The organism is Actinacidiphila sp. bgisy167 (genome assembly GCF_965342175.1).
Lineage (GTDB): Bacteria > Actinomycetota > Actinomycetes > Streptomycetales > Streptomycetaceae > Actinacidiphila.
On the sequence record NZ_CBDRBL010000033.1, the window covers coordinates 37,783 to 63,817 of the forward strand.

Annotated in this window: 18 protein-coding genes and 2 pseudogenes; 16 read left to right on the top strand and 4 right to left on the bottom strand. The window is 69.3% G+C overall.

Annotation, left to right across the window (positions count from 1 at the left end; all coding sequences use genetic code 11):
- Positions 1 to 50 precede the first annotated feature (50 nt).
- From ACRWND_RS15420 to ACRWND_RS15495, 16 genes and pseudogenes are all read left to right on the top strand, one after another.
- Positions 51 to 242, top strand: a complete 192-nt coding sequence (locus ACRWND_RS15420) for a hypothetical protein (RefSeq protein WP_431949499.1) — start codon at positions 51 to 53, stop codon at positions 240 to 242.
- The gene (locus ACRWND_RS15425; RefSeq protein ID WP_431949501.1) at positions 235 to 1,590 is read left to right on the top strand and encodes a hypothetical protein; all 1,356 of its coding nucleotides are present in this window, start codon (positions 235 to 237) and stop codon (positions 1,588 to 1,590) included. Before ACRWND_RS15420 ends, ACRWND_RS15425 begins: the two co-directional genes overlap by 8 nt.
- Positions 1,591 to 1,678: 88 nt before the next feature.
- Entirely contained in the window at positions 1,679 to 2,395 is a 717-nt protein-coding gene (locus tag ACRWND_RS15430; RefSeq protein ID WP_431949503.1) for a hypothetical protein, read from the top strand.
- 79 nt (positions 2,396 to 2,474) lie between these two features.
- The gene (locus ACRWND_RS15435; protein ID WP_431949505.1) at positions 2,475 to 3,194 is read left to right on the top strand and encodes a hypothetical protein; all 720 of its coding nucleotides are present in this window, start codon (positions 2,475 to 2,477) and stop codon (positions 3,192 to 3,194) included.
- Positions 3,195 to 3,234: 40 nt separating this feature from the next.
- Positions 3,235 to 3,732: pseudogene (locus tag ACRWND_RS15440) on the top strand (hypothetical protein).
- 14 nt (positions 3,733 to 3,746) lie between these two features.
- Positions 3,747 to 4,454, top strand: a complete 708-nt coding sequence (locus ACRWND_RS15445; RefSeq protein WP_431949507.1) for a hypothetical protein — start codon at positions 3,747 to 3,749, stop codon at positions 4,452 to 4,454.
- A gap of 165 nt (positions 4,455 to 4,619) precedes the next feature.
- Positions 4,620 to 6,413 (top strand): type IV secretory system conjugative DNA transfer family protein, encoded by a 1,794-nt coding sequence (locus ACRWND_RS15450; protein ID WP_431949509.1) that lies wholly within the window; start codon positions 4,620 to 4,622, stop codon positions 6,411 to 6,413.
- Positions 6,414 to 6,513: 100 nt separating this feature from the next.
- Entirely contained in the window at positions 6,514 to 6,750 is a 237-nt protein-coding gene (locus ACRWND_RS15455; protein ID WP_431949511.1) for a hypothetical protein, read from the top strand.
- A complete protein-coding gene (locus tag ACRWND_RS15460; protein WP_431949513.1) occupies positions 6,747 to 7,925 on the top strand; it encodes a DnaB-like helicase N-terminal domain-containing protein in 1,179 nt (392 codons plus the stop codon). The genes ACRWND_RS15455 and ACRWND_RS15460 overlap by 4 nt, the downstream gene beginning before the upstream one ends.
- Entirely contained in the window at positions 7,922 to 8,524 is a 603-nt protein-coding gene (locus ACRWND_RS15465; RefSeq protein ID WP_431949515.1) for a hypothetical protein, read from the top strand. Before ACRWND_RS15460 ends, ACRWND_RS15465 begins: the two co-directional genes overlap by 4 nt.
- Before the next feature lie 37 nt (positions 8,525 to 8,561).
- Entirely contained in the window at positions 8,562 to 8,804 is a 243-nt protein-coding gene (locus tag ACRWND_RS15470) for a DNA cytosine methyltransferase (protein ID WP_431949531.1), read from the top strand.
- Entirely contained in the window at positions 8,797 to 9,552 is a 756-nt protein-coding gene (locus tag ACRWND_RS15475) for a DNA cytosine methyltransferase (RefSeq protein WP_431949533.1), read from the top strand. Before ACRWND_RS15470 ends, ACRWND_RS15475 begins: the two co-directional genes overlap by 8 nt.
- 257 nt (positions 9,553 to 9,809) lie before the next feature.
- Positions 9,810 to 10,415: a DUF4913 domain-containing protein gene (locus ACRWND_RS15480; protein ID WP_431949517.1), complete on the top strand. Its 606-nt coding sequence runs from the start codon at positions 9,810 to 9,812 to the stop codon at positions 10,413 to 10,415.
- Position 10,416: 1 nt separating this feature from the next.
- A complete protein-coding gene (locus tag ACRWND_RS15485; RefSeq protein WP_431949519.1) occupies positions 10,417 to 11,226 on the top strand; it encodes a hypothetical protein in 810 nt (269 codons plus the stop codon).
- Positions 11,223 to 11,696 carry a hypothetical protein gene (locus ACRWND_RS15490; RefSeq protein WP_431949521.1) on the top strand — a complete coding sequence of 158 codons (474 nt, stop codon included), beginning with the start codon at positions 11,223 to 11,225 and terminating at the stop codon, positions 11,694 to 11,696. The genes ACRWND_RS15485 and ACRWND_RS15490 overlap by 4 nt, the downstream gene beginning before the upstream one ends.
- A 225-nt stretch (positions 11,697 to 11,921) precedes the next feature.
- Positions 11,922 to 12,074 carry an integrase core domain-containing protein gene (locus ACRWND_RS15495; protein ID WP_431949523.1) on the top strand — a complete coding sequence of 51 codons (153 nt, stop codon included), beginning with the start codon at positions 11,922 to 11,924 and terminating at the stop codon, positions 12,072 to 12,074.
- Between the two features lie 249 nt (positions 12,075 to 12,323).
- Here ACRWND_RS15495 and ACRWND_RS15500 read toward each other — a convergent pair whose 3' ends face one another.
- From ACRWND_RS15500 to ACRWND_RS15515, 4 genes and pseudogenes are all read right to left on the bottom strand, one after another.
- A complete protein-coding gene (locus tag ACRWND_RS15500) occupies positions 12,324 to 13,700 on the bottom strand; it encodes an IS1380 family transposase (RefSeq protein ID WP_431949525.1) in 1,377 nt (458 codons plus the stop codon).
- A 436-nt stretch (positions 13,701 to 14,136) separates the two neighbouring features.
- Positions 14,137 to 14,658: an SMI1/KNR4 family protein gene (locus ACRWND_RS15505; RefSeq protein ID WP_431949527.1), complete on the bottom strand. Its 522-nt coding sequence runs from the start codon at positions 14,656 to 14,658 to the stop codon at positions 14,137 to 14,139.
- Between the two features lie 11 nt (positions 14,659 to 14,669).
- Complete coding sequence (locus tag ACRWND_RS15510) at positions 14,670 to 25,172, bottom strand: LamG-like jellyroll fold domain-containing protein (protein WP_431949529.1); 10,503 nt, start codon at positions 25,170 to 25,172, stop codon at positions 14,670 to 14,672.
- 307 nt (positions 25,173 to 25,479) lie between these two features.
- Positions 25,480 to 25,626 (bottom strand): annotated as a pseudogene (locus ACRWND_RS15515) (IS5/IS1182 family transposase); the annotation flags it as partial.
- Positions 25,627 to 26,035: the final 409 nt, after the last annotated feature.

Consider the following 26,035-nt stretch of genomic DNA (forward strand, 5'->3'; position numbering starts at 1 on the left):
TCCCCCTCTCCACACACCATCCGCACCCCTTCGTACAGGAAGCCGTCCCCATGCACCTGCAGCGCACGATCCGTCGCGACCTGCGCCGCCTCGCCCAGCTCTACTCCGACGCCGCCCAGGCCCACACCGCACACGGCCGAATCCCTGCGGCGACAAATGCGTCCGGCCCCCTGGACGAGGCCCGCCGGGTGAACGGCCGACGCTTCGCTGAGCCCGAGGGCGACGGTGCCCGTCATGGCTGAGCCGGTCTGGATCACTCTCGGCAAACACCCGGAGCTGGGGCTCACCGCCGCCACCGCCCAGGACGACCTCGGTGCAGCGCACCGGCTCTTGGTGGATGCCGGATTCTCGGCCGGGCACCCTGATTTCGCCTACATCCTCGGCGGCAACCACCCAGGCGATGTCCGAGCGGCGCTTCAGCAGCTCGACAACACCGCTGCCACCCACCACGTCGCGATCGACGACGCCTCTCTCTTCGAACCGGCTCCTCACGAGGACGTCCCGCCCACGAAGCACCTCCTCGTCCCCTCGTCCGGTCTACCGGACCCCCAGCGGGATCTCGCGGAGTTCGCCGGGGAACTGGCGGCACGGCTCCCCGGCACCTGGCATGCCGCCTCCCATGGGCCCAACGCGTACGCGGAAGATTTCCCGCTCGGCGAGCGGGTCTGGGATCGCGGGCACGTGAGCTGGGCCTTCTCCGAGTTCACGCCGCTCAGGAACGCGGTGCTCACCAGTGACTCGGGCGTCGAGCTGGTCGTCTTCGACCGGCCTCTGCGCAGGCACGAGTTCCTGGTCGCCGCGCTGGAGCCACGAGGCAGTGGCTTCGCCGCGACCGCCGAGGCGCCCACTGGCATCGTCGTGAGCGCCGACCCGGCGCGAGCGGCGTCCCGTGTGACCGAGCGCCTGTTGCCCCGGTACGAGAAGGCCGTCCACCAGGCCCGCATCGAGCAGCTCGCTCTCGCCGTGGCCGCCGGAGAGCGGGTACTCGACGAGTGGGACGCTGTCTCGGACAGCCTGTGCGATGCCGATCACTGGCCGCTCGACGAGCGGTACGACCTGCGCCAGCGGGTACGGGACGCGGAGATGTGGGCGCAGTTCGCCCCCTTCCTCGACCACGGCCCGGCCCTGGCCGCGCACGCCGAGGAGACGCTTCCCCTCCTTGACCCCGCCGAGCGTGTGGCCGGGCGCTGGTCGTACCGGCTCCGGGCCCTGCGTGAGACGCTGGACGGCGGCGCCCGCGTACAGACCGAGTTCCAGGTGGTCGCCGAGGCGCTGCTGCCCGACCACCCCCGCTCCGGGGAGGTCTTCGCGGACGCCGTGGCCCTGCGCAACGCGGAGGGCTGGCACTACTCCCTGACGTGGATGGACAACGCCGGCGTACTCGTCGACATGGCGCGAGCTGAGGAGGCACTACCCGCGCCACCTGCCCGACCAGTCCCGACGCAGCAGGCAGCCCAGTCTGCACGGGCAGAGGCAGCCCGTGCCTGGTCACCGCACGCCGCTCGCCAGATCACCGCGGCGATCGAGACGGCCGGCGGTCCGCTGGCCATCCGCTTCTTCAACGGCACCAGGCCGCCGCGCTCACGCTGACTAGCGCACTTTTCCGGCCACACCAAACCCGTCTTCCGGCCGCATCCTCGTCCTCCGCACGGCCCCGACCTCTGCGAGGTGCATCTTCATGGCGGAAACCCGCCCGCACATCACTGTCGGCCACAACGACCGGTACGGCGTCGTGGCGGCGACGTTGCACGACAACCACGTCGCCGAGCACATCCTGCGGCTCGTCGGCTTCGAGCGGCTGCCCGGCAGCACCCTGTACGGCCTGACCGATCCGCACCGTGACCCCGTCCGACGCGGGGCGCAAGCGGTCCAGTCCCTGCGGGCCGCGCAGTACAGCGTCACCTCCGATGCCGCGTACGACCTCCAGCCCCATACCCGGCTCGGCGCGGGACGAGGTCTCCTCGACCGACTGGAGAAACCTTCCGGCCCGTCGGTGTCCACCGTTGAGGAAGCCGCGTTCGCCTCGGCACGCACGCTCGACGCCGACATCCGGGCAGGCCGGATTGTCGTTCACGACCAGGTCCGCGATCCCGAGGGCACCCTGCGCGCGGTGGGCACGGACACGCGCACCCGCGAGGGTGTCCTGCTCCACGGCGTGGGTGACCTCCGCTATGTCGAGACCCGGCTCGCCAACACGGACCTCGCCTTCGACGCCTTCTCCTACATCCGCGGCAACGGGCGCCCCGATCCGACGCCCTCGACCCAGCAGCGCCGGGCGCAGGCCGCTACCGCGATCTCGCCGGCCCGGGCGGGTCTCCCGCCGGCGCGACATCCCACCGTCCCCGTCGAGTTCCGCCCTGCCCCCGCCGCCCCGCAGCCGGTCCGCACCCGATAGACCGCACACGCCAAGGAGCCCTCCCGGTGACTCTGCAACTCGAGCCGGACGTCGCCTTCGGAATGCACCCGACTTCGGGGTGGCCGCCGCCGTCGCGGACGACCGCCCGTTCCTGGACGAAGTCCTGCGCAAGCACCACTTCCGCCACAGCGAGTACCTCGACGTCTACCTGCTGCCGGACGACACTCCCCACAACACGGTGGTGCGGACCGTGGCCAGCGCGACCCGCGAGTTCCAGGATGCCGGTCTCTCCGTCGCAGCCGATCCCAGGATCATGGTTCCGCCACCGGTCCCGACTCCGGACGGAGTCCCGGCGCGGGCGACCCAACCTGGTCAGTCCCTGACCGCGTTGACCGGGCAACTGCACGAGCTGCGCCGCGCGGCGGACGTCTCCGAGGTCCTGGGCGAGATCCTCGACGAGCGCCACGGCGTCGTGCTCGACCTGGAGGAGTTCATCGACACGGCCGCCGCCTGGTGCGAGCGGCTCGGCACGCCCAATGGTCACGAGCTGGGCCTTCATCTGCGCAACATCGCTCATCACGTCGCCTTCCTCGGCGACCAACTCGTGGGAGCACAGCTCGAACTGGCCGTCATGCCCGACGCGACTCCCGCGAACGCCCCGCCCTTGGCCGAGGTGCCGTTGCCAGACCGGCAGGAGTGGCTGCGGGTCACGCACACCGCGCGAGCGCGCGCCGCCGTGGGGTCATCGCCCAACCGCCCCGCCAGTTCCCCGAAGCATCAGGACGAGGCAGTGCCTCGTCCCCAGAACGCCTCGGCCAGCCCGAGTCGCACCCGCTGATCCCCCATTACCTTCCCCCGACGTTCAAGGAGTCCGTCGCATGGCCGTGAAGAAGCTCTGGACCATCGACCACGCCTGCGGTCACACCAACGAGGCCGACCTCTCCGACCGTCCGGCCGACCGGCGTGCCGGGTACGCCCGCTGGCTCGCCGGCCGGGACTGCACCGACTGCTGGCGGGCCTCCCGCGCGGAGGACACCGAGGCCAAGTCCTAGTGGCTCGCAAAGCAGAGGGCAGCCGTGCGGGCCGAGGCCGAGGCGTGGGCCGAGCAGTACCGCATGCCCCCGCTGGACGGCACCGACCGCGCGGTCGCCTGGGCCACCCGCTGTCGCCACCAGCTCGTCTCCGCCGCGTTCACCGCACTCGTCGTCGAAGGAACGACGAGCGAGGCGGGGTGGGCGGCCATCGAGGACGCCACCCGGCCCCTGACCCGTGCCAGCTGGTGGATCGATCAGCGCGACGCCGACCCCGCGGACCTGCCCGAACTTCTGGAAGCCGCCTCCGCCGGCGATCGGCCGACCGAGAACCCCCACTTCTGAACGGAACCACCACGATGCCCACCCCGCCCGACGTCGTCATCACACGCCACCCGACCGGGAACGTCACCGCCGAAGGCGGAGACGAACTCGCCGTCGCCCTCCTCAAGCGCGCGGGCTTCGTCATCGAGACGACGCCTCTGTCCTTCTGGTACCGCCTGCCCTGGGACATGGGCGAGGCGCGCGAGAACGAGATGGCCAGCCACGCGGCCCGTATGCTCACCGCCGTCGGCTACCGCGTCGACCTCGGCCCCGACCTGCGCGTGGGTCGCCTCACCACTCCTTCCGACCCTCAGGGCAAACGCGTCCACGGCCAGCAGATCTTGCGGCTGACCGACGAAATCAACGGCGCCGGGACGTACGAAACCGCCGCCGACCTCACCGAGCACGTCCTCGACCCCAACGACGGTGTGCTTGTCCGCCTCAGCGAGTTCTTCGAGGCTGCCGCCGAGCAGGCCAAGGCATCCGAGACCGACACCGGCTGGGACCTTTCGTACGACTTCGCGGAAGCCGCCGCGACGCTCACCTCCCTCGGCGAGGACCTGTACAACGCCGCCGACCAGCTGAGGGCACTCGATCGTCCGGCGATGCCGAGCTGGAAGGCGCAGGTCGCCAACTACTACGCGACCGCCCCGGCCGCCGGGCGTACCGGAGCGCCCACCGCCACGCCTGAGGCGTCTGCCGCCGCCCCGCCGCCCGCGCCCAAGCCGAACCGGACGCGCTGACCACCACGCCACCGTCGTATCCGGACAACGCGACCGGGGCCGTCCCCCTCGGCCCTCTCCTCTTCCACCCGCCCGCACAGCCGCCAGGAGCCCACTCGTGATCGCCAGAAGAACCCGCCGGCCCCAGCCCACCGCCCATCTCGCACCACGTACCGGGACCGCACTTTGTCTCCTGCACACACCAGCACGCCCTCGACCACCACCGGCACCGACTTCCTGCTGTACCTGATGCTGTCCGTCGCCGCGCTCGGTGTGGGGGCCGGGACGTTGGCCTGGTTGTTCGGCAACGGCGCCAGCACCTTCACCAGGTCCGGCCCCTGGGCCCCCTACGAGCCGACTGCGGCGCTGCTGCACCCCCATGAGCTCTGGCCGCACCTCCCGCAGCCCGTCCTCGTCGGCGCCTGCTACGTCCTGCCCACGCTCGTCCTCCTGGCCGCCGCGCTGCTCGGTGTGAAGGTGTGGCTGCGACTGCGCGGCAATACCAAGGGGCTGGCCGACCAGCGCGATCTGGCTGATCTGATGCCGAAGAAGATCGCGGCCAAGGCGATCGACCTTCGTCCGAGCCTCAAGGGCACCAGGCCCAAGGACGTCGTCCCAGACGACCGCGGCGTTCTGCTCGGCACTCTCGCACCCGGCGCACGCGAGGTCCGCTCCTCGTGGGAGGACGTGATCCTGGCCATCATGGCGCCCCGGTCGGGAAAGACCTCCGGCCTGGCGATCCCGGCGATCCTGCGTGCGCCCGGACCGGTATTGCTGACCTCGAACAAGGCTGCCCGCGACGCCTACACCGCCACGCTCGCGGCCCGCGCCGAAGTCGGCACGGTGTGGACGCTCGATCCGCAGCAGATCGCCCATGCGCCACAGACGATGTGGTGGGACATCCTCGCCGACGCCCGCGATCTCGCCGGGGCCCGCCGCTTGGCGGGCCACTTCGTGACCGCCTCCGTGGACGAGTCGAGCGCGGGCGACTTCTGGTCCACCGCCGCCGCGAACACGCTCACCGCGCTGTTCCTCGCCGCAGCCCGCGACCGGCGGCCGATCACCGACGTCCTGGCATGGCTCGCCTCCCCGGCCGACCGCACCCCCATCGACCTGCTCCGGGACGCCGGACTCGACGCGGTCGCCGCCCAGCTCCAGGGCACCGTGGCCGGCGCCGTCGAGACCCGCGACGGCATCTTCGAGACCGCGCGGCAGTACGCCAGTTGCCTGCTCGACCCGGCCATCGCCGCCTGGGTCACGCCGCCCACCGGCCTCGGCAAGATCCGCGAGTTCAGGCCGGAGGCGTTCGCAACCAGCAAGGACACCCTGTTCCTGCTGTCGAAGGACGGCGGCGGCTCCGCCTCCGCGATCATCGCCGCCGCTGCCGACGCGGTGATGCGCGCGGCGGTCATCCAGGCCGAGCGCGACGGCGGGCGGCTCGATGCTCCGCTGCTCGCGATCCTCGACGAGGCCGCCAACGTGTGCAAGATCGCCGACCTGCCGGACCTGTACTCGCACCTCGGCTCCCGGGGCGTCATCCCGATCACGATCCTGCAGTCCTACCGCCAGGGCGTCCGTGTCTGGGGCGAGGCCGGGATGGACGCCCTGTGGTCCGCCGCGACGATCAAGCTCGTCGGCTCGGGCATCGACGACGCCGACTTCGCGGACAAGCTCAGCCGTCTGGTGGGCGATCACGACGTCCGTACGGTCTCGGTGTCCACCAGCGAGTCAGGCAAGTCCACGTCGGTCTCCATGCGCCAGGAGCGCGTGCTGCCAGCTGACGCGATCCGCGCCCTGCCCAAGGGTTCCGCCCTCCTGCTTGCCACCGGCATCCGCCCCGCGCTCCTCGACCTCAAGCCCTGGTACAGGGAGCCGGACGCCGACCAACTCGGTGCCGCGTCCGCCAAGGAGACAGCGGCGATCACCGAGCGAGCGCTGGCCAAGAACCTGCGTCGCGACGACTTCGGTCCGGCCGCATGACCCCGGTGCTGCCAGGCCCCCGGGTGACGAGACGCGATGGGGCACGCCCTCATCCGTCTCCATCCCCGGGCTTTCGTCCTCGTCCTCTTGAGGTACTCCCATGTCCCACCCCGTCCCGTCCTGGGCTTCGGTCCACCGGTCCGAGCGCCTGGCCGACACACCCGTCGTACGGCGTGGCGCCGACTGGTGGCTCGTGTCCGCGTCCGGGTCCGTGCTTGCCTCGGACCCCGTCCTCACGGGTGAACTGGACCGCTTCGCGGCCGACCTGACGGCGGCCAACCGCGCGGTCGCCGAGATCCGCGCCCTGGGCAACACCGCGCGCAAGGCACAGTCGTGACGCCACTCGTCCACGCCGAGCAGGCCGTGCTGGGCGCGATCTTCCTGAAGCCCGGCCAGCTCGACCAGCTCTCGCCCTGGCTGCGGCCGGAGCACTTCTCCCGCCCCGCCCACACGGCCATCTACGCCGCGATGCTCAAGCTCAAGGCCGACGGTCACCCAGCAACGGCCACGACGGCCGGCGCTCCCGTCCCGCTGGCCTGGCTGACCGACACGCTGCGGGAGGCAAGCATGCGCACGCGCGGCCTCACCGCCTCGCACCTGCACACCCTCGTGTCGGCGTGTCCGCGCCCCGACCACGCCCCGGTGTACGGGCGGATGGTCCTGGAGGGCGCCATCCACCGCAGTGTGGCCAAGCATGCCGCCCGTCTTCACCAGGCCGCGCTCGATGACGGCCGTGCCGGCACGGTGGAAGAGACGCTGCACCACGCCCAGGTCCTGGCCGACGTACTCGCTGACCTGGCTCGCGGCTGGGGTGCCGAGGCGCGGTCCGTGGAACCACCCGTGGCGTACGCGCCCCGGGCCGAGCGCCCCCAGCCGGTGGGCGAGCAGGTCCTCGCCGACGAGGAGTTCCTCCTCGGCTGTCTTGCCTCCCGCCCCGAGCAGTTGCTCGGCCTGGTGCGGTGGCTTCGCCCCGGTGACTTCTCCGACCCGGGACATCAGCAGATCTACCGCGCGCTGGGAGCCCTGCACCATCGCGGCGAGCCGATCGACCAGCTGACCGTGCTGTGGGAGGTCCAGCGTCGCGGCTCTCTGGCCGACGGGACGCTCGATGCCGAGCGTGTGCGGCGGGTCTGCGATCCGCTCGTGGGCTTGGCCGCCGAGCACTTCGGCGAGCAGGTCGTCCAAGCCTCTCTCGTCCGCACGGCCGCCCTGGCGGCCCAGCAGGTGGGAGCCCTGGCCAGCCGCGACGCCCTCGCGCCCGGACAGCTCATCGGGTACGCCCTGCACGCGCTCGGCCCGCTGGACGAAGTGCGTCACCGTCTGCGCCTCGCGCACGAAGCCGAACCAGAGCCGCAGCGGCCGGCCAGTCGGCCCGGTGCGCCGCCACCCGCCGCCCGCATCGACGCCGCCCGAGCCCGCAGCCGCCTCGCGGCCACCTCGGCTCCCTCGACAGCTGTCACGACCTCCTGCGCCGCGCTTCCCGACCGACACAACCACCGGAGTCCGTCATGACCGACCACACCGGCCGCGCGGGCCTGGAGAAGGACGAACTGTACGCAGTAGCTCAGGAGTTCGAGCAGGCCCGCCACGCGATCGTCGGGTCGTACACAACGACCTCCCTGCCCGACCTGGTCACCGCGTCCCGTCATCTCGCCGCACTGACGGGACTGGTGAAGGACCTGTCCGACGAGGTCCTCTTCCGCGCCACCGACAACGACCCGGGACTCGACTTCGGTCCGGTCATCGCGGCCTACACGAGCGCGTCCACCCCTGCGGGACGGGCCGTGAACAACTACACCGAAGCCTTCGAGCAGCTCGGATTCCTGCGCAGGTACGCGGAAGCCCCAGCGACGGCAAACCTTCGCGACGCCCGCCAGGCCGCGTTCAACGTCGTTCAGGACCGGCTGGACCTCACCGTGGACTCGCTCCAGGAAACCTTCGTCACACTGCGGCACGCCGCCGACCGGATCGACGGCACCCCGCCCCGCGTCCTCGCGGCACTGAGCCGCTCGGCATACCCAGCGAACTCGATCTACCGCGTCCCGGCGAAGCTCCCCGCGACCGAGCCGATCCGCCTCGCCTACATGCCGGTGTCCCGCCATGCGCGCTGACCTTCCAGCGGCACCGCTCCAGCCGTCGATCGGGAGTATGTGTTCCGGGTACGGCGGCCTGGATCTCGGCGTCCAGGCCGTCCTCGGCGGCACGGTCACCTGGCATGCCAAGGTCGATCCGGGCCCGGCCCGGATCCTGTCCCGCCACTGGCCTGGCGTGCCTAACCTCGGCGATATCACGGCCGTGAACTGGGCCGATGTCTCGGAGGTGTGCGTCCTGACGGCCGGGTTCCCCTGTCAAAGACGTCTCGGTCGCCGGCCGTCGCGCCGGACTGGCTGATGGCACCCGGTCCGGCCTGTGGTTGCACATCGCCCGTGCCATCGAAGCCCTCAACCCGTGCCTGGTGGTCATCGAGAATGTCCGAGGACTCCTCACCTCCCCCGCCGGTTCCCCTGGCGACGTGGAACCCTGCCCGTGGTGTCTGGGAGACACCGCAGGCCAGCCTGCTGTGCGCGCCCTCGGTGCCGTACTCGGCTCCCTGGCCGACCTCGGGTTCGATGCGCTCTGGTGCGTGCTTCGCGCCTCTGACGTCGGAGCCCCGCACAGCGAGCGGATCTTCCTCGCCGCTTGGCCCTCCATGCGGTCCGGCCCTGTTGAAGACGCCGACGAGCAACCTGGCCACGAACGGAGGGAGTCAGCATCCGACGAAGAGGAAGCAAGGGGGCCACGGCCCCAATCTGGCGGACGAGGTCGAGTGGCTGCTGCCGACGCCGAAGGCGTCGGACGGCACCAAAGGGTCGCCGAACCAGCGTCACGGGAACGGGGACCTGACGCTGCCCTCGGCAGCGGCCCGCCTGTTGCCGACTCCACGAGCCAGCGACACGGGCACTCCGGGACGCCGACCGGGCACCGGCTTTCGGCCTCCGCTCTCGGCAGTGGTGCTCCCCTTGTTCACCCAATCGACGCCGACGGACGACGGGCGTGGGGGCCGTACGCCGCCGCCATCGCTCGATGGGAGAGGGCGACACGACCGGCGCCCCGGCCCACCGACGAAGCGGGCCGCCTCAGCCCGCTGTTCGTCGAGTGAATGCAGGGGCTTGAAGTCGGCTGGGTGACAGCCACTCCGGGGCTGGGCCGTCCCGCCCAACTGGCTGCCCTGGGCAACGGAGTCGTGCCCCAGCAAGCGTCTCGCGCACTGGAGATCCTTGCTCCTCCGGTCCCGCTCTGCGGCCATCACGGCCTGCGGTGACCGGCGGCTCCTACACCAGTTTCCCCGGCCGGGCCAAACCCGGGTTTCTCCGGATCCTCGCCACCCCAACCACCCGATCTTGCGAAGGGGTAGCGATGGCTGAACCCGCTCAGGAGAGCGAGCCTATACGTGTGCCGGACCACGACCTGGACGACTTGGTCTCCATGGTCGCGAGGCTGGTCACGGAGAGCCGTAAGCAGGGCGAGACGCTCGCCCGACTCACCGACGACGCCCCGCTCTCGGACGACGAGGGCAGCGCGTATGAGCACGGTGGCGGCGAGGGCTCGGTCGCCGCGTCAGCGGCGGCCGAGCCGGGCGGCTCCCAGGAAGGCCCAGCGTCCATCTTCATCCTGGCGCTCGACGGCAACGCGTACGTCGAGGAACTCGCGGCGCTGACTAGTTGGGTGCACGACCTGCTGCTGCCGGTCTACGGACGGGAGATCACCACCAGCCGCCCGTGGTGCCACCAGTGGCAGGAGCATCCCGAGGCCGTGGCCCGACTGCATGCCCTGTGGCTGGCCTGGCAGCAGCTCACCGACGTCGAGGCCGGCCTCACCGGCCCCTCGACGTGGCACCGCGACCACCTCGAACCGACCCTGCTCCAACTCCGTGCACCCGACGGCCCGTTCGGCGCGTGCACCACCAACGCGGCCCGTCCCGACCACCGGCTCCTGGCCTCGCCCGAGCCCGCGGGAGCCTGATATGGCCGACACGTACGAGCCCTCGGTACCGGACTACCGGATCGACGGCTTCGAGGCCGTCTCCGAGCAGATCGAGGAGGACTTCTTCTCGGTCACGCTCTCGGACGACGTGTTCGTGGCCCTCGCCGAACACCACAGCGACGACGGGCGCGACACCTACCTGCTGTACCACGACCGGGCGGCCATCTGGGATACGCCCGGCACAGCCGAGTACGTCGCGTTCCACCTCACCCGTGACGTGGAGCGGCGGACCTTCGACTTCGCGTATGAGCGGGCTCCCGTCGTGCCGCTCGCCCAGAACTGGCTCATCCGCCGGGGCTGCCCGCCAGAGGCCACCATGCCGACCCGCAACCACGGGCCCCGCCCCGCCGACGCGCTCACCTCTCGGCTGGAGGACCTGCTCCGGACCAACCCCGACGGCCGGTACGAGGTCGTCGACCACTACACCGACAACCCGGGCTACTTCGACTTCGGCAGCGAGGTGCGCACCCTCGTCCGCGACAGCCACCCGGACTCCGCGCACGCCCCCTACCGCCTCTTCCTCGAAGAGACGGTCAAGGACTTCCGCTCCTACACGATGCGCGAAGGGGAATTCGCCGGCGCCGAGGCAGCGGACGCCTGGGCCATGGACCGCACCGCTCCCCTCCCGCTGGCCCCGGCCCCGGAGAGCGTCGTCGCCCACAGGGCTCAGGCTGCCCGCACCCGGTCGCCACTCGCCGGAGCCGCCGGCCTCGCGGTCCCCCCGGCGCCTGTCACGGCTCCTCGCCCCACGCTCTCTTCCGCGCAGCGCTCTCGCCGGGGTGCGCGGTGAGTCGGGCGCGGTACGCCTTCGCGGCACACCCCGCGGCCCTGGCCGACCTGCGCTCGGTCCCGGAGAACATCCGCGACCTGGCCCTGCTGGAGCTGCAGCACCTGGTCCACGGCAACGAACGCGGCGCGGCGCTGACCCGCGAACTCGCGGGCTGCCACAAGATCTATGTTGATCCGGAGACCCGCTGGCGCATGGTCATCCAGTACCGAGAGGCCACGGCGTCCTCGCAGCACTGCCGGGAGATCTACCTCCTGGCGGTCGGCGAGCGCCAGGACCAGGCCGCGTACCGCACCGCGGCTCGCCGGCTGGAGCTTGAACACGAGGCATCCGCCGCGACGACGCCGCTGCACGGCCGTCGTGCCCAGGCGGCACGGTCCCGGTCCCAGCACGGGAGCGCTGGTCCGGTGCACGCCGGTGCGGCTACCCCCGCCCCCTCCACGGCTTCGCCGCGAACGCGCCGCCGGTCATGACACCCACCCCTCATCCGCCACGCCCCGAGGTACTCCCCATTCCACCTATCGACCTCGGCAGCCTCGACCCGACGGCCAAGGCGTGTCCGAATCGCCAACCCCGTGGAAAGGCATTGTCAGTCGACGCTGTCGCTCAGGGCAGGACTCGGTCACGGACAGCTACGACAACACGATGGTCGACCTGAACGGCACCTTCAAGGCCGAACCGATCGAGATGCAAGGACCGTGGCGGGACGTCGACCAGGTCGAGCGGCGATCTTCCAATGGGTCACCTGGTACAACGAGGAACGGCTCCACTCCGCCATCGACTACGTACCGCCCGCCGAGTACGAACGCGACTGGTGGCGACAGCAGGAAGCCGTCCCGCAGTCCGCCTGAAACAAGACCACCGGACTCCACGAAACTCGGGACAGCTCAACCGGAAGCTGGAGTTCTACTGGCACAAGCGTCGCTGGCCTCGATCTTGCATGAGGGTCCGTCAGCTTGCTGGCGGGCCCTTTCGGCTCCTTCGGGGGCCGAGGTTCCTGCAGGTGGGCAGGCTGGTGGCCCGTCTGTCGCGTCGGGTGGGCGCCGGGTTCCACGGTTCCGGTCGGGGTGGTGCTGCTCGTAGGGACGGGAAGCTGCTGGTCAGCCTGGGTTCGGCAGGGCTGCGAGGCGCTGTAGGGCTTGGGTGATCACGCCTGTCCAGGGCCAGTGGGCCGCGAGGCGGAGGATGCGGCGCCGTCCGGTGGTGACGAGTTGGGCGGCGGCGGAGAACAGCCGGAGCCGCAGGCGGCGGGGCTCCCACCGACGGACCTCACCGGTCAGGGCGAGCATCGGCATCCAGGCGAGGAGATCGAGAGCGATCTGGACGATCTCCAGCCAGATCTGGTTCTGTGCGGCGTCGTGGAGGGGCAGGTTTCGCAGGCCGGTGGCCCGTGCGGCCCGGATGCGGTCGTCGGCCCTCGCGCGCTGGCGGTGCCGCAGTTCCAGCTCGGCGATCGGGGTGCCGGCAGTGTTGGTGGCGAAGGCCGTCAGGCGCATGCCGTCGGCGTCGGTGATCCGCAACTGGGCTCCGGGGTGTGGCCGTTCTTTCCGGACGATCAGCCGCATTCCCTTCGGCCAGCCCTTGAGGCAGTCGCCGTCGAGTTCGGTGATCCAGGCGCCGTCGCGGATGTCGCCGCCGGGTTCGACGGCCGGCGTCCAGGCCGATGCCGGGACCTTCAAGACGGCCTGGTGAATGGCGTCGGTGATGGTCATGCCCACCGAGTAGGACAGCCACCGGCCGCGGGCGGACAGCCAGTCGAGGAACTCGTGGGTGCCCCCGCCGGAGTCGGTGCGGATCAGCGTCTGCCGCCCGCGTCGGTACTTCTTCGGTAGCTGGGCCAGGGCCAGTTTGGCAGCGGTGATGTGGTCGGCAGCGGTGTTGCTGCCCGCGTTTCCGGGCCGCAGCAGCCCGGCCACCGGCTCTCCGGACCCACCGTGTCCGTGGTCGACGAACCCCATCAGCGGGTGATGGCCGAAGGTCTTCTTCCAGGTCGGCTTCGCGTCCTGCTTGTCGGAGTGCGCGATTACCAGCACTCCGTCCAGGTCCACGACCACCTGCCCGGCCGCGTCCGGCGCCGCGGGGCCTGCCACCTGCCAGACGTGCTCGCGTACGTGGGCGCGGGCCGCACGGATCGCGGTCAGCGCGCGTTTGCCGCCGGCGGCCGGGGTGTCGATCAGCCGGGACACCGTCGGGTCGGAGGCCACCGGCCCGAACACCGCGGGCTCGGCCCGCAGCATCCCGACGTCGGCCAGGCAGTCCCCGCCCAGCGCGACCGCGAGCGCCACATCCAGCAGGATCTTGCCCGGATCGTGCACCGCCCGCGGCTTGCGCCACGGCGTCAGCGCCGCCGATATCGCCTGATCCAGCCCGGTCTTGCGGATCGTCTCCACCAGCAGCACACCACCGGCCTGGGAGACCACCCCACGGCCGCCGCCTTCGGTACGGACACACGGGTAGGACCCGATACGCTTCTTCACCTGGCAAGTGTGCTTCTTTCCTCGCAACCGACAGGACCCTCGACAAGTCCCATCGTTGCAGGTCAGGAGCACTTTCCGCTTTTATGATCACGCCTCGGACAGCCCACCCCGTGAAAGCCCGAGGCTGGTGTCACCACCCGCCGAGCCCGCGGACATCTCCGCACCGCTCAACTTTGAAGACCCGCGTTACCCCACACCAGGGCTCCCCCGGGCGAAGACAGCACCAGGAGCGGAACGCCCGGCTGTCGACATGGAGAGGGACAATGAGCCCGCGCACTGAACCCCCCGCCCCTTCCTCGCCTCTCGAACTACCGGTCCGCTCGGGCGAGGAGGAGCTGATCGAAGCGGTAGCGATGGAGCGGGGTGTTGAGCTCCCATCCGACTTCATCTCTGCCGTGGGGGCGTACGGCGATGTGCTGATCTGCGATACCCCGGTTCAGCTTAGCGGTTCGAAGAACGGGCGGTCAGGTGCGAAGTGGCGAGAACACACCGTTACGTCCTCACCCCTGAGGTAAGCCACCAACCATTCGCCGAACGTCATCTCGTACAGAGTCCAGGCCGGACTGTCGAGCTCCGCCACCACGACGCGCCAGGGTGACGAGGAACCCTCCGGGACCCGGAGGAAAACCCATTCCCCCGTCTTGGCCAACGCGATCGGCATCAAATCACCAGGGTTCGCCCCTGCCGGACTGGGCAGATATTCCACCATGTCTTCCTCGCGCCAGAGCTCGAGATCCCCTCTGATGGATTCTCCCAGGCTGTGCAGAAGATGGCCGGCGGGGTGCTTCAGATACAGTTGATTGTTGATCTGGACCGACCCGTAGGCATCCACGATCTCGCGGAAGTCTGTCGGGAATTCGATTCCGAACTCCCGTTTCATTTCAATCCATGGCGCCGGATCCGTCCAGTTGAATCTGGGTTCGCCCAGCAGGGCTCGGATCTCTGCGAATGTTCCCACCACAGACCTCCTTAGCATTTCGAGCCTATGCCCGTCTTGGAGTTGATCGCAGTGCATGAATAACTGTCCACGATCCCTCCCCCGGGTCCATACACGGTCATTCCCACTTGGATAGTCGTAGGAACGGCCGAGCGAGTGTCTCCGTATAGGGGAACGACGGACATGAACAGGCTGTTGTTTTTATTCAGGGACTTCCAGCCGAAGGCTTCCACCTTGCTCGCCATCCGGGCGTTCGCCCTAGCATTCAAAGCCACCAGGTTTCGAATATCCTGACCGGTACCCTTACCCCAATAACCTATCAGGTGACCAGCCTGCGGATCTCCTCCCCCTGCCCGGATCTCTTCCATTCCGTCCGGAGCGACGGAGGGCTCGCATTCGGGGCACTTCGGCAGGCCACCCGCTCCCGTGCGCGACCTGCGATCGCTCTTGGTGAGGAATGCGATGGCGCCGGTCGCCCTGCATCCCTTGTTCCCGTGGTGGTCCGTGTATTCCTCAAGACCGCCGTAGATCCGCCCACCGTCGATCAGGGGCGTCGCATCGCACGAGCTCCTGCGCCCCTCGTCATCATCGTCTCCGGTGCAGCCGCCGGTGGACACGCAGACGGCGTTGTTCACCGGTGCCGGCATGGCCTCCGGTTCATTGTCGGGCGTGTAGCGGTCGTCTCCTACGAGGTCGAGCATCTTCAGCGCGCCGACGACCAGCGTGATTGCGTCGCCGGGCTTCCAGCCTCCGCTGCCCTTGCCTCCCCAGTCCGGCTTGGGCGCCGGGCGAGTGGGGGCGGGCCTGGGGTTCTTGCCCTTATTGGGGTTCTGAGGGATGGGCGGCTTTGGCGGGGTGGTCACCCGGGTTGCCGCGGCGGACCAGCTGCCGACGTAGGGGTGGGGGTAGTAGGTGCTGCTGGTGCCCGTGGAGACATGGGCGGCGCTATCCCTCGATGCACGCGCCCTCCAGGCACTCGCGGCCTGGGCCTGGGCCTCGGCCTGGGCCGCGATGGCGTCGGCCAGGCTCCTGGTGTTCGTCCACTGGGACAGCGCGTGACCGGCCGGGGCGCTGTGGTGTCCGACCGTGGTCCCGGAGTCGCCCCAGGAGCCGATGTTCACGTGTTGCAACTCGTAGGAGGCCCAGCCGGCCAAAACGGTGAGACCGCCGATGACCAACGTCCCCTCAATTACGCATGCATCCGGGCAGTGCCCTGTGGGGTCTGTGCCGCCGAGCGGGTCGCCATCGGCGTACACGTAGCGGTTGGCCCGGGCCGAGGGCGTCGGGTCGAGCTGGTAGGTGTCGCGGGACTCGAACGAGCCTGTGCCCGGCTGGTACCAGCGGGCGGCCATGTCTATGCCGCCGGAGGACGGGTCGGTCCAGGCGGACTGGTAGCCGACGGCGGGGGTGGTGCCGTTGGTGGCTGTCTCCGTGCCGAAGGGGTCATACGCCTTCGAGCCGCTGACCGACGCTCCGTCGGCGCTAAGGCCTGCGACCAGGTCGGTGTGCTGGTCTGTCAGCGCCCACTGCTTGGTGGTGCCGGTGGCTATGGACAGCAAGGCGCCCTCGGGTGTGCGGTTGTAGGCGCTGACGCCGTCGCTCGCGAGGTTGTTGGAGCCTCCGTCGTAGGTGAAGGCCGACGAGCCCCGGGTCTGGACACGGTCGAGGGAGTCGTAGGTGTAGGTCGTGCCGCCGTCAGTGATCTTGCGCTCGAAGGCGTCGAAGGTCAGCGAACGCGGGGTGTCCCTGCCAGCATCGACCGATGCCAGAGTACCGCGTGGCGTATAGGTGAACTTCGTCGCCCCGTCACTCAGTTGACGGTTGCGAGCATCGAAGGTCGCCTTGGTCGGGCCCGCCGTGGTCCGGTTGCCCGCCGCGTCCCACGCGAAAGGCGTCGTGGCTCCGTCCTTCGTCCAGGACGTCAGACGGCCCGCGTGGTCGTACGCGTAGGAGTTGTCGCCAGCTCCCGCCGTGCCCGTCGTCTTCTTCGACGTCAGGTTGTCGTCCAAGTCGTAGCCGTACGTGGTGGAGGCGACTGTGGTCGAGCCGTCGGGGTTGGTGATTCTGTCTGTGGTCAGGCGTCCCAGGTCGTCGTAGCCGTAGCTACGCCTGGCCGTGACCGTGTATTGGGTCGCCCCGGCCCGCTTGGTGGCGTACTGCTCCAGGCTCGGGCGTCCGGCGGCGTCGAAGTCGTACCAGACCTGGCTGCCGGTGAGGGAGTCCGAGGCCCAGTCGATGCGGCCCGCGCTGTCGTAGCCGTAGTCGGTGTCGCCGGCGGTGGTCTTGCGGTGGGTCATGTCGCCGACGGCGTTGTAGGTGTAACTGGCCTCTCCGGCAGGACCACTGGCTGTCAGGAGTTCGCCGCGGTCGTTGTAGGTGTACTTGTTCCGGCTGGTGCCGTCAGCCGTGGTGACCGAGGTCAGACGGCCCGCCAGGTCGTAGTCCAGGCCGCGGTCCACGGTCGCCGCCTCGGCGCCGGTGCCGGTCTCGTGGATGAGCCGGTCCAGACCGTCGTAGGTACGCTCGCGCTTCACCCCGCCCGGCAGCGACTCGGTGACAGGCCGACCCGCCTTGTCGTAGGCAGTCGTCCAGGTACGGTCGGCCTCGGACGGGGTGGCGTCGGTGGCCGGTTCGATCGTGGACTCGGCCAGGCCCCAGCTGTTGAACGTGTAGACGGTGGTGTTGCCGCGGCCGTCCGTCAGCCGGGTGCGGTTGCCCGCCGCGTCGTAGCCGAACGCCGTCGTGATCGACTTGGTGTCCGAGACCGGCTCGACCTGTTGGGTCAGTCGGCCCAGGGCGTCGTACGTGTACGTGGTACGGGCCTTGGTCTGCGGGTCGATCACGGCCGTGCGGTCGCCGTCGGCGTCGAACTCGGCCGTCAGCGTGCGCAGGGCCGTACCGCCGGTCCCGTAGTCCATCGTGGCGGTGACATCGCCGAGGGCGTCGTAGGTGGTCGTCGTCCTGCGGTTAGTCGCGTCCGTTACCCCGGTCCTGCGGCCCAGGCCGTCGTAGCCGAAGCGGGTCGTGCCGGCCGGGTCGGTCACGTACGTGACCTCGCCTGCCGGGTCGAAGCCGGCGGTCGTGGTGGCCCCTTCGGGCGTGGTTGACGAGATCTGGTTGCCCGCGTAGTCCCAGGTGTAACGGCTGGTCAGGTTCTGGAGGGTCGGGTAGCGCTCGACCGTCGTCGCCGTGATCTGCCGACCCAGTTCGTCGTAGGTGGCTTCCGTGCGGGCGCCGGTCGGGTCGGTGACCGACAGTCGCAGGCCGGTCGGTGTCCAGGAGTAGTGGGTGATGCCACCGCCGTCCGTGGACGTGACCGGGCCCGTGACGAGACCGGGGACGGACTTGGACGCCAGCGCGTCCGCCGGATCGGCGACCGGGTCGGTCTTGTCAGCCAACCGACCGAACTGGTCGTAGCCGTACCGGGTGACCCGGCCGAGCGGGTCGGTGACCGACGTGGGCAGGCCCAGCGCGTTGTAGCTGGTGCGGCTGGTCGCCGTCAGTGCGGTCGAGGAGCCCGGCGGGGTGTAGTCGGGCAGCGTCAGCGCCGTCGTCCGGCCGAGGCGGTCGACCTCCGCCCGGGTCACCTCGTCCCGGGGGTCCTTGGTGTCGGTGACGTCTCCGAAGGTGTTGTAGCCGGTCACCGTGGCGGGATTGATGGTGGAGGCCGGGTTGCCCTGCTCCTCAGCCTGCACACCAGGGGCAGTCTGCTGTACCAGGTGTCCCAGCTCGTCGTACCGGTAGGACGAGGTGAAGGCGGCCGGGTCCGCACCCGTTTCGTTGCCGCGCGGGCTGACAGCGGTCAGGAGCAGGCCGCGGTCATCATAGGTTCCCGTAGTGACGTGGGTGCTGCTGCCGTCCGTGACGGTCCGCTTCGTCACGTCACCAGCAGCATCGTACTCGGAGGAAACGGTCAGCGTCTGGCTGGCGGAGATGGAGTGCGTCTCCGTCTTCACGCGGTCGTCACCGTCGTAGGTATAGCCGGCGCTCTGGTTAAGACCGCCCGGGTCGAGGACGCTCGTGACGGTGCGGCCCAGGGTGTCGACCGTGAAGGTCCGGGTGGTCTTCCCACCGCCGGTGATCTGCTTGGTGAGGTGGCCCGCCGGGTCGTAAGCGTCGTTCTCCAGCACGATGTCGTGCCGGGTGCCGTCGGACTGGGTGACTCGCTTCGCCGTCGTGGTGGCTGGCAGACCGTCGTCGTAGTAGGTGTACGCGGTGGTCGCGCCCATGGCGTCCGTGGTGGAGGCCAGGCGTCCGGCCGGGTCGTAGGCGTTCGAGATCACGGTCAGGTCACGTGCGGTGCCCGACGGGTCGCCCGTCCAGTCCTTCAGGACGGTCGTGGCGTGCTGGCCGCGCGAGGTGTACGCGTACGTGAAGTACGTACCGGCCGCGTCGGTCATGCCGGTGACCTGGCCGAAGCTGTCGTGCTCGTAGCTGGTGGTGTTGTTCTCGGCGTCGGTGAAGGAGTCGTTGAGACCGTGTGCGTCGTAGTGGTACGTGGTCGTGCGCGAGGGGTCGCCGCCAGTGGTGTCCTTGGTCGTTTCGGACAGTAGGTTGCCGTCCTCGTCGTAGGACCGGGTGATCTGCGCGGTGTGGGTGGTGCCGGTGATTTCGTTCTTCACGCCCGCACCGGTCTGGGAGACCACGTGGGAGGCCGCGTCGTAGGCATAGGTGGTGGTGACGCCGTTCGGGAAGGTGTCTGAGATCTGGGTCTCGGAGGTCTTCCGGCCCAGTCCGTCATAGGTGTACGAGGTCACCAGGCCGGACGGGGAAGTCGCCTCGGCGACGTCGCCGTTGGCGAAGTACCGGTAGGAGGTCTTCGCCCCGGCGGGCGTGATACGGGTGAGGACCAGGCCCGGCGGCGCGGTGCCGCCGCCGACCGCTGCCTCTGTGCCGGCGGTGTAGGTGGTGGTGGCGGTGGAGCCGTCCGCGCGGACCGTGGTCAACGGCAGGCCCTGGGCGTTGTAGGTGTAGGTCGTGCGGTAGCGGGTGTCCTTGTAGTCGGTGGAGCGTTGGTCGCTCACCGACAGCACCTTGTCGTTGCGCGGGTCGAGCGGGTCGGACGCGTTCAGCTGGTACGAGGTGAAGCCGGTCCAGCAGGAGTCGGCGTCCCGGCATGTCGTGGTCGACACCACGTTTCCGCGTGCGTCGTGTCCGGTGACCGAGGTGTGGCCGTCGGGGTCGGTGATGGTGTGCAGGTTGCCAGCTGTGTCGTAGGCGTAGGAGGTGACAGCGCCGGTGGTGTCCCTCCGGGCCAGGATGCGCTGACCCCGCAGGGCGTCGTAGGTGGCGGTGCTGGTGTCTTCCTGCGGGTCGGTGACCGTCACGGTGGCGGTGAGCCCGGAGTCGGCCGCCTCGGCCTGCGCCCGGTAGTGGGCGGACACCTGGTCGGCCGTCAGCGCATGGCGGTACAGGGCGACCTCGTCGACTTGGCCGTTGAAGTAGTACGTGCCGGCGGCGAGACCCATCCAGCCGGGGGTGCCGTGGCCGCCTCCGACATACGTGTAGGGGTGGGCCTGTTCATCGATGGTGCCGGCCAGGGTGCCGACGGCAACACCGTCGAGATAGAGGGTCTGGGTGGTGGTCGCTCCGGACAGGACCACGTGGTGCCATTGGCCGTCGGTCACCTTCACGGCGGACACGATCGGCGTGGCTCCGGGGTCTCCGGTGAGGTACCACTCGCCGCGCAGCTTGCCGGAGCCGTCGATGTTCAGGACGGCACGCCAAGATGTGGGTGTCTGGCCGACGGCGGCGTTCTGGAACCCGAGGAGGACGGCGGACGGGGTGGTGGTCTTGAACCACATCTCCGCTGACAGATTCCTGGCGCCTGTGAGGTTGGTGGCGGGGAGCTGGATGACGCCTCCGGCGCCCAAGGTCGCGGCCCGGTCGTCCCCGGGGCCGAACACGCCGGACTGATCCAGCTTGGAGGTGCCGCCGGAGTCCGGCTTGAAGGTGGCCTGCTGGGCGCTGCCGCCGATCTCGCTGCCGAGGGCGGTGCCCGAACTCTGGTCGAGCCGGTAGTAGGCGCTGGGCGCGTCGGCAAGGGCGACGCCGTCGTACTGGTCGCCACGGCCCGCGACCAAGCCCCGACGGGCTTGGACGTGCTGGGTGGGCAGATCAGTCTGGCCGACAGCGGGCTTGACGTAGCTCCAGGTGGAGCCGGACTTCTGGAAGGTGACGAGGGCCTTGTCGTAGAAGGCCACCTCGTCGATCTCACCGGTGAAGTTGCGGTAGCCGAGGGGCTGTCCGTCCCAGCTGGTGGAGGAATAGCCCCCGCCGACGAAGACGTGGTCGAAGCGGTCTGTGGCGACACCGGTGGTGTTGCCGCCCTGGTAGGAGCCGTCGACGAACAGAGCCGTGTAGCCCTCGTTGCCGGTGAGCAGGACGTGGTGCCAGGTGTCGTCGGTGACGGCGGCCTTGGACAGGACGCTGGTAGCTCCGCCCCAGAATCTGCCGCGCAGCTTGCCGTCGGAGTCGATCAGCAGCATGGGACGCCCGCCGGTGGGTGTGTCGCCGAAGTCGGCGTTCTGGTTGGTGACGAGGACACCGCGGTCACTGGTCTTGAACCACAGTTCCAGGGACATCTCGGTAGTGGTGCCGAGGGACTCGGCGGGCATCTCGATCGCGCCGGTTCCGTCGAAGGTGACTGCGGCGTCGTCGCCGTCGGCGAAGACGCCGGGGCTGCCCAGGCGGGTGCCGTCCAGATAGCTGCCGGCAAGTTCGCTGCCGAGTGGGCTGGCGGCCTCGGCGCCACCGCGTTCGCCCAGCCGCCAGTAGCCGGTGGGGCCGCTGCGTTGGATTGTGTCGGCGTAGGTGGCCGACGCCGGCGAATAAGAAGGAGCGGACACCTTCCAGGTGCCGCCGTTGTCATCGGTGTGCTGGGTCAGCCGACCGGTCACCGGGTCGTAGGCGGCGGTGGCATGGACCCGGCCGGTGGGCAGGGTGACCTTGGTGATCTGGCCGATGGAGGCGCGGGCCGCATAGTGGTCGGTAATGGTGGCCACGTCGAGGGTGTGGTCGTAGAAAGCGACCTCGTCCATCTGGCCCTTGAAGTGATAGTCACCCTCGGCCAGGCCCATCCAGCCGGAACTGCCGTAGCCGGCGCCCAGGTAGGCGTAGTCGCGGGACTGCTCCGTGATCGCGCCGGCCAGGGTGCCGACCTTGACTCCGTCGAGGTAGAGGCTCTGGGTGTTGGCGGCAGCCGTGAGTACGGCGTGGTGCCAGGTGCCGTCGGTGACGGCGGCCGAGGAGACGATGGGCGTCGGGGTGGGGCTGCCAGTGAGGTAGAACTCGCCACGCAGCTTGCCGGATCCGTCGATGTTCAGGACGGGACGCCAGGAGGTGGGCTTCTCGCCGAGTTCGCGGTTCTGGAAGCCGACCAGAACGCCGGACGGCGTGGTCGTCTTGAACCAGAGCTCGATGGTGGGGAAGGCGGCCGTCTTCAACGTGTCGGTGGGCAGTTCGACGATCGAGTCGACACCGTCGAAGCCGGCCGAGGTGTCCGTGGTTCCGGCCATGGCGGAGCCGCCGCCGAGGACGGCGTCGCTGTACACGGCATCGTTGAGGCCGGTACGAGAGACGGCGGAACTGGCGGCGGCCGAGCCGTCGCTCTCGCCCAGACGCCAGTAGGAGGTGGGCGCCGAGTCCAGGACCTCGCTGCGGTAGACCGAGCCGGCGCCGTACTCGTACATCGTGCACTTCGTCGTCGAGGTGGGCGGGCACACCGAGGTGAGCTCGTTACCGGTGTAGCGGTAGGTCCAAGTCAGGCCCGGGGTGCTGACATCGATGGCACTGGTGGTGACACTGGTGACATGGCCTCCGGTCCAGCCGAAGCTCAGAGACCGGCCGGACAGGTCGTCGGTCACGGTCTTCACGGGGCCGCCGGTAGCGGTGTCGTGGGTGACGGTCTGGCCGCGCCCGGCCGCGTCGGTGACCTTGGTGAGAACGCCGCTCGCAAGGAAGCGGTACGTGGCGCCGGAGCGTTCGCGCAGCACCCAGTCGGTGGACTGGCGGGTCAGGGTGAGGGAGCCGCTGGACGGCCCCGTGTAGGTGCCGTCGGTGTTCTTCCCGAACCGGACCTGGGAGCCGTCCGCAAGGGTGACCAGGGCCGAGGAAGTGGCGTTCTCCTCCCGTAGCTGCATGTCCCAGCGGGTGGACCAGCCGGTGCCGAACGCGCTGTCAGTACGCGGGTCGAGGGAGTTGTAGGTACGGGTCAGCGAGAGCTCGGGACCGACGGTGGCCAGCGCCGCGTCGGTTGCGGCAGTGACGTAGTTGCCCTCGCGAGTGCCGATCTCCTTGCCGTCGTCGGCGCCGCCGAGGTGGCTGGTCACCACGGGCTGTGGCACCTCGGTGGTGAGCAGCGCGGGGCCCGGCCGGGTGGAGGTGGCGGTCCCGTCGTAGGCGTAGGCGTACCAGGCGTAGGTTTTGTTCCAGGACAGCCAGCCAGAGGGCACGGCCCACTGCTGTTCGCTGGTGCGGGTGCCGGTCTTGCAGTTCTTGCGCAGATCGCTGCCCGCCACCTCGCACACCTCGAAGGTGTACTGGAGTGCCGACTTGGGGTACCGGTCCGCGTCGCTACCTTTCGCCCACAAGGTCGGGGTCAGCGTGTTGACGGTGACACCACTGCTCGGGGACTCGGCGGTGAGCTTGGGCGGGATATTGACCGAGGCCAACTTGACGGACGGTCCGGGGACGCCTGCGGTGGTGAATCGGCTGACGCCAGCGTCGTCCATTGTCCATTGGATGGTGTACGTCGACGGGGCGAGTGGGGCTATCTTCGCGTCCAGGGTGACGCTCTCGCCTGGCGAGATCGCCTGGGGCATCGTGGTCGAGCGGATCATCGATAGGTCGGTGATCTCGTTGCCCGAGGCGTCGAAGAGGTTGTAGCGCAGCTTGTAGTTGCCCCCAGACGGCCAGGTCTCCTGGCCCTGGTTGGTGACGGTCACCTTCTCCACGCCCTCGGTGACCGCCGTGACCGGCGCGGTGAAGTCGCCCAGCTCGTAGGTGGCGCCGTACTTGGTCCAGGTGACGTCCAGGCTCGGCTTGCCGTTCGGATAGTCGTCAGAGCCGAACTGCTTCCAGCCCTTGGAGTCAGTCGTGGAAGCCTTCACTGCGAGGCCGTAGTTCTTCTTCCGGCCGTGGGTCCAGTCGTCCACCAGTTTCCGGCCGGCACTGCCGAGCTTGATCGTCGACCAGGCAGGGGCGCAGGACCAGGTGGTGGTGCCGGTGGGACGCCAGCCGTGCGCGAAGCTCTTCGACGCGAGCGAGGCACCCGTAGCAGGACCTGGCCACTTGGAGGTGGTGGTCTCCGACCAGTTGGAGGTGATAGGGGCGACCGTGACGGGGCGGGCCGTGCACGACTGCGACCAGGTGTTGTACAGCGCGAGGTCGGCGCCGAGCACCCAGGCGTTCTTCAGCGTGGTCTCCAGGCCGGTGAAGCGCAGGAATGCCGCCGCTTTGTGGCTGCCGCCGTCGTAGGTGCCGACCTTCAGCACCGTGTCCGAGGCGAAGTTGGTGTCGTAGGGGTACTCGACGTACGTGCCAGAAGTGGCGTCGACAGACTTCAGCGACGGGTCAACCCGGACCGGGAAGACCCGCTCCGGCGCCGACAGCCACTCCTTGTCGAGCTTGACGACGAGGACCTGGCGTCCGTCCTCGGTGTCGAGGCTGTAGGTGACGTTGGACGAGACGACGCCCTCGCCGGAGTCCTCGACGTAGTTCGAGTCCTCCATCCAGCCGGCCGGCGTCCAGGCCCGGACCGCTCCGGCGGCATCGGTGTAGACGACGTTCCCCCGCTCGTCCAGGGAGGCGATCAGGCCGTCGAGCACGAGCGGGAAGCGCCACTCGGTGGGCGCGTCAGCATCCTTGAGGACCAGGGTCTCTTTGACGGAGTCGTTGGCCGCAACGAACTCGACGTCGGAGCCGGCCCGGACATCCTCGTAGGTAAGGGTGCTCTCCTCAGCCTGACCCGGCGCTGCCTCGGCGCCGTCCACCCCATAGCCGACGGTCATACCGTCATCCACGGTCAGCCGCACCACGGGATCGGCGTCTGCGGTCCCGGCGAACGCGATGCCCACCTCGGTCGAACCGGTCTCCCAGCCGTCCCCACCCACGCTCATCGTCGTCAGCCCGCTCGACTGACGAGGCCTCAGTCGGGTGTCGATCGACTTCCAGCTGCCGTTCGGGGCCTTGAAGTTGACCGGCTCGGTGTAGAAGCGAGTGGTGTAGGTGCCGTCCGGATTGAGGTACGTCCGTTCCTGATCGCCGCGCTTGCTCTTGAGCTCCTTGCTGAGCCTGGAGTCGAAGCCCTTGGGGGTGGCGGCGGCCGGTGAGGCGACCTTCTGGACGGCGCCCGGCTTGGGAATTCTGCCTGTGCTGGGAATGCGGGTGAGGCTGCTTGTCTGCTCGGCGGAGACCTCCCCTCGTCCGGAGAGCGCGCCCTTCCGGCCGCCCTTGGCGGAGGCGTCGGTGGCGTCCGCGGACGCCTTGTGGCTACGCCTGGCGGCGGAACCCCAGCTCTGCTCGGGCGAAGCCATCGTGTCGCTCCCGGCCGCGAACAGCGGCAACACGGACGCGCCTTGCTCGGTCCCGGCCAAGACGGTCAGGACGAAGGCGACAACGACGCCAAGCGGACGTGCAAGACGCACGTGGATCCCCCCACCCTTGTGGATCAAGAACGAGGAGATTCTTAAGGGATCCTTACGTCAGCGCACAAGATGTTCACACCATTTACCCAATGTGCAGTGATGTATTTCACGGGATATTTGCCAGCAAACATCGGCACTACCGGACAATGGGCGCTTACCGCCAGAACTCCTCCAACATTGAGCCTCTCCATCTTGGTCAGGTGGACAGCTCGAAAGCGATGACGGCACGGACGACGGTGGTGATCCGGGTGGTGCAGCAACGAAGCTTCCGCAGGAGCCGCCAGCATCTGAGAGTGGCCATGGTGCGTCAGCCGAGGCTGCGGATCTTGGCGTGATCGCGGTTGTGACGCCACGCCAACCGTGCAAGAGCCTTGCCCCCGTAACGAGACGTACACACCAGCGGGTATGCGGCCACTGGCCCGCGTCCTCCAGAAGGACGGCGAGATGGCCGAGGAACAAGGCAGCTACACCCGGACGCTGAACGCCGTGCTGTGGCAGGACGACGAATGGAAACTGTCCGCCGAGGCCGTCCGGCGCGTCGTGCAGGACGCCCGACGGACGCGCCGAAGATCGTGGCCTCCTACCCGGCCCCTGCCGGGGCCGGGCTCGAAGGTGTCCACCACTCGGGGACAGATCCCACGGTCTACCGGACCAGACCGCGCCACGAAGACACATTCCGCAGATTGATCACGACTCGATACGCGACCCAACAAGGCTGGCCGTGGATGTCCAAGCCCTTCCAAGTGCTGGTC

Coding starts and splice junctions, on each gene's coding strand:
- ACRWND_RS15485 (WP_431949519.1), top strand. CDS start 10,417: ATGGCCGACACGTACGAGCCCTCGGTACCGGACTACCGGATCGACGGC.
- ACRWND_RS15510 (WP_431949529.1), bottom strand. CDS start 25,172: ATGGCTTCGCCCGAGCAGAGCTGGGGTTCCGCCGCCAGGCGTAGCCAC.
- ACRWND_RS15420 (WP_431949499.1), top strand. CDS start 51: ATGCACCTGCAGCGCACGATCCGTCGCGACCTGCGCCGCCTCGCCCAG.
- ACRWND_RS15430 (WP_431949503.1), top strand. CDS start 1,679: ATGGCGGAAACCCGCCCGCACATCACTGTCGGCCACAACGACCGGTAC.
- ACRWND_RS15470 (WP_431949531.1), top strand. CDS start 8,562: ATGTGTTCCGGGTACGGCGGCCTGGATCTCGGCGTCCAGGCCGTCCTC.
- ACRWND_RS15445 (WP_431949507.1), top strand. CDS start 3,747: ATGCCCACCCCGCCCGACGTCGTCATCACACGCCACCCGACCGGGAAC.
- ACRWND_RS15465 (WP_431949515.1), top strand. CDS start 7,922: ATGACCGACCACACCGGCCGCGCGGGCCTGGAGAAGGACGAACTGTAC.
- ACRWND_RS15480 (WP_431949517.1), top strand. CDS start 9,810: ATGGCTGAACCCGCTCAGGAGAGCGAGCCTATACGTGTGCCGGACCAC.
- ACRWND_RS15425 (WP_431949501.1), top strand. CDS start 235: ATGGCTGAGCCGGTCTGGATCACTCTCGGCAAACACCCGGAGCTGGGG.
- ACRWND_RS15455 (WP_431949511.1), top strand. CDS start 6,514: ATGTCCCACCCCGTCCCGTCCTGGGCTTCGGTCCACCGGTCCGAGCGC.